The 9,789-nt window shown below is 67.7% G+C and carries 2 protein-coding genes; both read right to left on the reverse strand.

The genetic code is table 11. The annotated features are described in order from the left end of the window. Positions 1 to 9,536: amino acid adenylation domain-containing protein (locus ACFVYE_RS46670; RefSeq protein ID WP_389609631.1), on the reverse strand; the 9,536-nt coding region annotated here is incomplete at its 3' end. Further along, on the reverse strand, positions 9,533 to 9,789 hold a 257-nt coding region (locus ACFVYE_RS46675; RefSeq protein ID WP_389609633.1), incomplete at its 5' end, for a hypothetical protein. The genes ACFVYE_RS46670 and ACFVYE_RS46675, both read right to left, overlap by 4 nt.

Below are 9,789 nucleotides of genomic sequence, written 5' to 3' on the forward strand. Positions count from 1 at the left end.
CTCACCTCAGCGCCCAGCACCGACCGGATCCGGCTCACCAGACGAGTCGCCAACAGCGAATGACCACCCAGCTCGAAGAAACTGTCGTCGATCGAGACGGCACCCACGCCGAGGACCTCGGCGAACAGCCCGCACAGGATCTCTTCCTGCGGGGTACGCGGTCCGCGACCCACACCTGCGGCGTAGTCCGGAGCCGGCAGGGCGCGCCGGTCCAGCTTCCCGTTCGGCGTCAACGGCAGACCGTCCAGCACGACGAACGCCGACGGCACCATGTAATCCGGCAACCGCTCCGCGACGAACCCACGGAGGTCACTCATATCAAGGCCACTAACGGTTTCGGCACCACCCGGCACCACGTACGCGACCAGGCGCTTGTCACCCGGGGTGTCCTCCCGTACGACGACCGCCGTCTGGGCCACCTGTCCATGGCCTGCGAGGACGGCTTCGACCTCGCCGGGCTCGATACGGAAGCCACGTACCTTCACCTGGGCATCCGCCCGGCCCACGAACTCCAGCGCACCATCCGCGGACCAGCGCACCACGTCCCCGGTCCGGTACATCCGCGACCCCGGCACCACGGCGAACGGGTCCGCGACGAACCGCTCAGCCGTCAGGCCCGCGCGGCCCAGATAGCCACGCGCCAACTGCGCACCCGCGATGTACAGCTCACCCGCCACACCCACCGGCACCGGCGACAGACCCGAATCCAGCGCGTACACCCGCGTGTTGGCGACTGGCCGACCGATCGGGATCGCATCCGGCAGTTCGGCATCCGTGTACCACGAGGTTGCGTAAACCGTGGATTCGGTCGGCCCGTAGCAGTTCGCGATACGGGACTCGGGGAAGGCCGAGCGCATCCTCTTGGCGACGGTGGGCGAGATCGCCTCGCCCGCCATCACAACCGTCGCCACGTCGGCCGCCAGTTCACGGTCCAGGAGGCTGGAGAACACCGAGGGAACGCCACTGACCAGCGGCCGACTGCTGTCGTCTCCGGCGGATGCGTCTCCCAGCGCGAGCAGGTCCCGGAGCACGTTGATCCGACCGCCGGCAAGCAGGGGAGCGATCATCTCGAAGACCGACACGTCGAAATTGAGTGACGTCGTTGCGTAGACCTCCTCCCCCAGGCGGTCCGCACCGAGCCCATCTACAGCCCATGAGGCGAGGTTCACCACGCTGCGCTGCTCGACCACCACGCCCTTCGGCCGTCCTGTCGACCCCGACGTGTAGATCACGTACGCCGGGTGGCCGGACAGCACCGGGGACAGACGGTCGTGGTCGGTCAGATCGCCACCGTCCCGAGCGGCTACGGCAGCCACGATCTCGGGCTCGTCGAGCAGCACGTGACGGGCAGCGTCGTGGTGGGGCAGCAGCGCAGCGGTGGCCGTGTCCGTCAGCATCAGCACCGGGGCGGCGTCGGCCAGCATGTACTCGATCCGGTCCGCCGGGTACTTCGGGTCCACCGGCACATACCCCGCACCACTCTTCAGCACCGCAAGCAAGGCCACGACCAGGTCGACCGAGCGCGGCAGTGCAACCGCCACCAGCCGCTCCGGACCCGCACCACACGCCACCAGATACCGGGCCAGACGATTCGCCCGACTGTTCAGTACGGCGTAGCTGAGCTCCACCCCGCCACTTACCACGGCAAGGGCGTCCGGAGTCCGTATCACCTGTGCCTGGAACAGCTCCGGCAGCGTCGCATCCGGAATCTCCCGACCCGTGTCGTTCCAGTCGACGAGCACCCGCTGCCGTTCCTCAGCGCCGAGAACGCTCACGCACCGAATCGCCACGTCGGGATCGGCGGTGACCGTCTCCAGCACGCGCACCAGCCGGTCCACGAGGCCGCGGACCGTCTCCTCCGCGAACAGATCCGTGCGGTAGTCGACCTGTCCCAGGAGCCCGGCGGGGGTGCCCTCCTCGTCATGGAGTTCGCCCATGCTGATGGACAGGTCGAACTTCGACACCGAGCCCTGCATGGGCTCCGGCCGAACGCTGAGATCAGCCAATGCGAGATCCGGCTCGGCAATGTTCTGGAAGGCCAGCATGACCTGGAACAGCGGGTGTCGGGCCATGGAACGGGCCGGGTTGAGGATCTCCACCAGTCGCTCGAACGGTACGTCCTGGTGCGCGAAGGCAGCCAGGTCGGCCTCGCGGACCCGTTCGACAACCTCGCGGAACGTCGGATCACCGGCCATGTCGGTCCGCAGGACCAGCGTGTTCACGAAGAACCCGACCAGGTCGTCGAGGGCGTCGTCGGTGCGTCCCGCGATCGGGGTCCCGATCGGGATGTCCTCGCCGGCGCCCATCTTCGACAGCAGCACCGCCAACGCGGCCTGCACCGTCATGAACACACTCGCACCACAGGACCGGGACAGCTCCACGAGACGGGCATGCACCTCAACCGGAACATGCACGTCCACGGAAGCGCCCTCGTGGGAGGCGACCGCCGGACGCGGGAAGTCCACCGGCAGCTCCAGCTGCTCCGGAATCCCGGACAGAGCCTCCTGCCAGAAGGCCACCTGGGCTGCGATCACGCTCTCCGGGTCGTCCTCGTCGCCGAGGACCTCGCGCTGCCACAACGTGTAGTCCGCGTACTGCACCGGCAGCGCATCCCACACCGGAGCCGCACCCTGACACCGGGCCGCGTACGCCTCCGACAGATCCTTCGCCAGAGGCACCATCGACCAGCCATCAGCCGCAATGTGATGGACCACCATCACCAGAACCCACTCATCGACCGAGTCCACGTCGAGCAGCGTCACCCGCCACGGCAGATCACGCTCCAAGTCGAACCCAGTACTTGCTATCCCCGCGACAACAGCAGCAACCCGGTCGGCGGACACCAGTTCCACGTGGACGTCGGGAACACCCGCGGCGAGGTCCAGGACGAGCTGGCGCGGCTGACCGTCGGCATCCTGCGGGAACACCGTCCGCAGGCTCTCGTGCCGGCCGGCCACATCCGCCAGCGCGGCCTGCAGCGCCTCCACGTCAAGCGTTCCGGTCAGCCGCAGCACGAGCGGAATATTGTATGTCGCCGATACGCCCTCCAACTGGCCCAGGAACCACAGACGACGCTGCGCGAACGACACCGGAAGGACCTCCGGCCGCACCCGCACACCCAACCGCTCCCGGACCCGACCGCCCTCGCCCAACCGGCCCACCAGGCCGGCAACCGTCGGATTCTCGAACAGCGACCGGATGCTCACCTCAGCGCCCAGCACCGACCGGATCCGGCTCACCAGACGAGTCGCCAACAGCGAATGACCACCCAGCTCGAAGAAGCCGTCGTCGAGCGAAACCGACTCCACACCCAGAACCTCGGCGAACAGCCCGCACAGGATCTCTTCCCGCGGGGTACGCGGTCCGCGACCCACACCGGCGGCGTACTCCGGGGCGGGCAGGGCGCGCCGGTCCAGCTTCTGGTTCAGCGTCAACGGCAGAGCGTCGAGCATGACGAACGCGGACGGCACCATGTAGTCCGGCAGCCGGTCCGCCACATGCCCGCGCAGCACGGCGGGGTCGAGGGTGGACTCGCCGGTGGCAGGCACGACGTAGGCGACGAGCCGTTTGTCGCCCGGCGTGTCCTCGCGCACCACGACGGCCGTCTGGGCCACCTGGGCATGACCGGCCAGGACTGCTTCGATCTCGCCGGGCTCGATGCGGAAGCCGCGTACCTTCACCTGGGCATCCGCCCGGCCCACGAACTCCAGGACTCCGTCCGGGCTCCAGCGCACCACGTCCCCGGTCCGGTACATCCGCGACCCCGGCGCCACCGCGAAGGGATCCGGGACGAACCGCTCGGCCGTCAGACCGGCACGGCCCACGTAGCCCCGGGCCACACCGGTGCCGGCGATGTACAGCTCGCCCGCCACACCCCGCGGCACCGGCGCGAGAGCCGCATCCAGCACGTACACGCGGGTGTTGTCCATCGGACGGCCGATCGGCACCGAACCGCCCACGGCCACACCGGTCGGCATCTCGTACTGCGTCGCGCACAGGGTGATCTCCGTCGGCCCGTAGAGCACGCGCACCACGGTGTCCGGACACGCATCCATCACGCGCTGAATGGCGACGGGCGACACCACGTCACCACCCGTCAGCACCTCGCGCAACTGGGCGAGGCACGCCGGGGTCTCCTCGGCTATGACCCGGAAGAGCCCCGCTGTGAGAACTACGCCACTGATCTCGTGAGCCTTGATCAGCTGTTCCAAGGACGCTGCGTCCAACGTTCCCTCGGGAGCCACAACGATGGCTCCGCCGGAGAGGAGAGGGAACCACAGTTCAAACGTCGAAGCGTCGAAGGCGTGCGGCGAGTGGAAGAGGACGCGCTCGTGGTGGTCCGTCTGCCAGCACCTGTTCAGCACGAGGTCGGCGACCCCGCGGTGCGTGGCAGCCACGCCCTTGGGCTCACCGGTAGAGCCGGACGTGTACATCACATAGGCGAGCCCATCGGCACCGCCGGCGCCGCCGCCGTCAATGGCTCTACGTGCATCCCCTGCACCAGCCGTCTGCACACGTTCCGCCCCGGAAGCGGTCGCAAGGGCTGCGTCCGGGGAAATGACCTGCACGGAACCAGCGAACTCACGTGCTTGCGCGGGCCGGTCCGTCACCAGCAGTTCGGCACCGCAGTCCTCCAGGACCAGCCGGAGTCGGCTCGGCGGATGTCCCTCGTGCAACGGCACGTAGTGCGCGCCGGTCTTCAGCACGGCCAGCAGTACGGTCACCAGTTCTGCGGACCGTTCCATCCACAGGCCGACGGCTCGCTCGGGTCCGGCACCCTGGCCGGCGAGATGTCGGGCCAGCCGATCAGCGTGCTCGTTCAGTTGTGCGTAGGTGAGTTCCACCCCGTCGCTCACGACGGCTATCGCGTCGGGGGTACGTACAGCCTGGGCTTCGAACAGCTGCGTGAGAGTCGCGTCGGGCACCTCGCTGGCGGTGTCGTTCCATGCCAGCAGTACCTGCTCGCGCTCGTCCGTGCCCACGATGTCAATGCGCCGGACGGGAGTGTCAGGGTCGGTGGTGACGGTGTCGAGGAGATGGACCAACCGCTGGGCGAGCAGCTCGATGGTCGCCGCCTCGAACAGATCGGTACGGTAGTCCAATCGCCCTTCGAGACCCGCGGGTGTGCGGTCGGTGTGGGTCTCGCCCAGACTGACGGACAGGTCGAACTTCGCCACCGTCCCGTCCATCGGCTCCGGCCGCACGGTCAGATGGGGCAGATCGAGTCCGAGCTCGGCTGTGGATCCGGTCGTAGCACTGCGGATGTTGCTCAGGTGCGGTGCATGGTGCTGAACGGCGAGCATGACCTGGAAGAGGGGGTGGCGGGCCATGGAACGGGCCGGGTTGAGGACCTCCACCAGCCGCTCGAACGGCACGTCCTGGTGCGCGTACGCGGCCAGGTCGGCCTCCCGGACGCGCTCCACGATCTGCCGGAACGTCGGATCGCCCGAAACGTCGGTCCGCAGGACCAGGGTGTTCACGAAGAACCCGACGAGCTCGTCGAGGGCGTCGTCGGTGCGTCCCGCGATCGGGGTCCCGATCGGGATGTCCTCGCCGGCGCCCATCTTCGACAGCAGCACCGCCAGCGCGGCCTGCACCGTCATGAACACACTCGCGCCACAGGACCGGGACAGCTCCAGCAATCGCGCATGCGTTTCGGCCGAGACGTGCACAGCCACGGACGCACCCTCGTGCGAGGCAACCGCAGGCCGTGGGAAGTCGACCGGCAACTCCAGCTGCTCGGGCAGGTCGTTCAGGGCCTGCTTCCAATAGGTCACCTGCCCACTGATCACACTCTCGGGTTCGTCCTCGTCGCCGAGGACCTCCCGCTGCCACAGCGAGTAGTCGGCGTACTGCACCGGAAGCGCGTCCCACACGGGAGCCTCGCCCTTGCAACGAGCCACGTATGCAAGGGACAAGTCCCGTACCAGGGGCCCCATCGACCAGGCATCCGCAGCGATGTGGTGTACGACCACGACCAGAACCCACTCGCCCGGGGCCGGCTGGAGCACCCGTACCCGCCACGGCAGGTCCAGCGCCAGATCGAACCCGGCCGTCACCACCGCGGAGATCGCGGCCGCGAGCTCGGACTCCGGGACCCGCTCGACCGGGCAGTGCGGCACGCCCGCGGCGCCCGTCAGGATCTTCTGCCGCGGCTCACCGTCCACCTGCGGGAACACGGTCCGCAGGCTCTCGTGCCGGCCGGCCACATCTGCCAACGCCGCCCCAAGCGCCTCCACGTCCAGGACCCCGCTCAGGCGCAGAGCGAGGGGAATGTTGTACGTCGCGGAGACGCCTTCCAGCTGGCCCAGGAACCACAGCCGGCGCTGCGCGAACGAGACCGGGAGGACCTCCGGCCGGACGCGCTCACCCAACGGCTCCCGGACCCGACCACCCTCGTCAAGCCGGTCGATCAGGCCGACAACGGTCGGCTCCTCGAACAGCGACCGGATACTCACCTCGATCCCGAGTACGGAACGGATCCGGCTCACCAGGCGGGTCGCCAGCAGCGAATGCCCACCCAGGTCGAAGAAGCTGTCGTCGATCGACACCGACTCCACACCCAGAACCTCGGAGAAGAGACCGCACAGGATCTCCTCCCGCGGCGACCGGGGAGCCCGCCCGGACACGTTGGACGTGTACTCCGGAGCCGGCAGCGCCCGCCGGTCCAGCTTCCCGTTCGGCGTCAACGGCAGCGAGTCGAGCATGACGAACGCCGAGGGCACCATGTACTCCGGCAGCCGCTCCGCGACGAACCCACGGAGGTCACTCATATCAAGGCCACGAACGGTTTCGGCACCACCCGGCACCACGTACGCGACCAGGCGCTTGTCACCCGGGGTGTCCTCCCGTACGACGACCGCCGTCTGGGCCACCTGTCCATGGCCTGCGAGGACGGCTTCGATCTCGCCGGGCTCGATACGGAAGCCACGTACCTTCACCTGGGCATCCGCCCGGCCCACGAACTCCAGGACTCCGTCCGTGTTCCAGCGCACCACGTCCCCGGTCCGGTACATCCGCGACCCGGACGCCACAGCGAACGGGTCCGCGACGAACCGCTCAGCCGTCAGGCCCGCACGGCCCAGATAGCCACGCGCCAACTGCGCACCCGCGATGTACAGCTCACCCGCCACACCCACCGGCACCGGCGACAAAGCCGAATCCAGCACATACACACGGGTGTTGGCCAGCGGACCACCAATCGCCGGCTGCGCACCCGTCGGTCGATCTCCCACCACACACGACGTCGCCCAGACCGTGGCCTCCGTCGGCCCGTACAGGTTCAACACCTCACGGCCCAACCCACGCATACCATCAGCCAACACCGACGGCAGCGCCTCACCACCCACCAGCATCCGCAGACCCCGAACAGAATCCGGAACCTCCGCCACCAGCGCCTGCCACAACGACGGAGTCGCCTGCAACACCGACACACCCGACTCACGCACCAACGCACCCAGCACCAACGGATCCCGGACTTCAGCCTTCCCCGCAACCACCACACACGCACCGCTCACCAACGGCACATACAACTCCAACGCCGCGATATCGAACGCAACCGTCGTCACCGCCAACAACCGGTCAGACGAACCCAGAACACAACCCGAGCCCATCCCCACCAGGAAATTCACCAACGCCACATGCTCAATCACCACACCCTTCGGCCGCCCCGTCGACCCCGACGTATAAATCACATACGCCGGATGAGCAGGAACCACCGAAGACAAACGATCCGCATCAACCAGATCAGACGTATTCAACCCGGCAAGCGCACGCACAACCTCAGCATTGTCGAGCAACACGCGAGGTACGTCACCGCCCTTGGGCAGATCCCGCGACGTTTCGGTATCGGCAATCACCAGAACCGGCTCGGCATCGTCCAGCACGTACGCAATGCGGTCCGCCGGATAGTCCGGGTCCACCGGCACATACCCCGCACCACTCTTCAACACCGCCAGCAACGCGACAACGAGTTCAGCCGAACGCGGCAGAGCCACTGCCACAAGCCGCTCCGGACCGGCGCCACACCCCACCAGATGGCGGGCCAGACGATTCGCCCGGGCATTCAGGTCGGCGTAGCTGAGCTCCACCCCGCCACTCACCACGGCAAGGGCGTCCGGAGTCCGGGCCACCTGCGCCTCGAACAACTCCGGCAGCAGCACATTCGGAACCTCACGCGTCGTGTCATTCCACTCCACCAGCACCCGATGCCGTTCCTCGGCACCGATCAGGTCGACGTGGCCCAGCATCCGATCGAGTCCGGTGGCGATCACCTCCAACGTCCGAACCAGCCGGGATCCCAGCTGTTCCACCGCGGCTCGGTCGAACAGGTCGGGGCGGTAGTCGAGCCGCAGCCGGATCCCGTCTCCGGGCATCACGATCAGGCTGAGCGGGTAGTGCGTGCTGTTCCGCCCCTCCAGCCGTTCCACGCGTACGGCTTCGGTGGAGTCCGCAGCCGCCGACGAGGCGGTGGCGGGGTAGTTCTCGAACACGACGACGGTGTCGAAGAGTTCGTTGGCCGGGGTGAGGTTGTGGATGTCGGTGAGCTTGAGATGCTGGTGGGCCAGGAGGGCGCTCTGCTCACCCTGGAGCCGTACCAGCGCCTCGCGCAGGGCCTCGCCCGGCTTCAGACGCACACGCACCGGAACGGTGTTGATGAACAGACCGACCATCGACTCGATCCCGGGGATCTGCGCCGGCCGCCCGGAAACGGTCGCGCCGAACACCACATCGTCCCGGCCGGTCATGTACCCCAGCAGCACTGCCCACGCCTGCTGAACCACCGTGTTCAGCGTCACCCCAGAGCTCCGCGTCGCAGCCGTCAGCGCAGCGGTCAGTTCCTCGGGCAGGCGCACGGTGACCCGATCCGGAGCCACCGCCACACCATCGGCACGTACCGGAGCCAGCCGCGTGGCCTCCTCCACACCCGCCAGGGACTGCCGCCACGCTTCCTCGGCCGCACCCCGGTCCTGACCCGCGACCCACGCCAGATAGTCCCGGTACGGGGTGACCGGAGCGAGGCCCCCTCCGTGACCGCCCTGCGCGTACGCCGTCATCAGCTCCCGCATCAGCACCGGCAGGGACCAGCCGTCCAGCAACAGGTGATGGCTCGTGAACTCCAGCCGATACTGCTGGTGGCCAACCCTGATCAGTGTGAACCGGAGCAGTGGCGGGGCGGTCAGGTCGAAGCGCCGCGCCCGGTCCTCCTCAAGCCACGCCTCGACCGCAGCCCCCTGAGCAGCCGGAGCCAGCCCCGTGAAGTCGACTTCTTCCCAGGGCAGTTCGACCTTCCGCGGGATGACCTGGACCGGCTGCCGCAGACCCTCATGTATGAAGCCGGCCCGAAGATTCGCATGGCGCTGCAGCACGACACGGGCCGATGCCTTGAGAGCCTCGACGTTCAGAGGGCCTTCTACCAGGAAAGACATCTGGGTCGTGTACACGTCCAGCGCCTGCTCGTCATAGAGAGCGTGGAAGAGCAGGCCTTCCTGCAGCGGAGCCAAGGGAAGAATGTCTTCCAATTCGTTGCGCTTCACTTGTCGTTCCTCCACAGCTGCTCAAGTTGATCAATTTCCGCCTGGTTGAGGGAGACCAGGGGCAGGTCGGAAGGCGTGTATCCACCCGCGTCAGGGCCGGCCGCGTGGCGGGTGAACGCCTCCAACGCCTCCACGAACAGACCCGACAACTTCTCCATATCCCGCTCGCCGAGCACTCCCGACGCCCACGACCACGACACCTGCAGACACGGCCCCACCTCACCGTCCTGCACCACCGCGTTGATCTCCAACG

It is taken from the genome of Streptomyces sp. NPDC058239 (assembly GCF_042882185.1).
Lineage (GTDB): Bacteria > Actinomycetota > Actinomycetes > Streptomycetales > Streptomycetaceae > Streptomyces.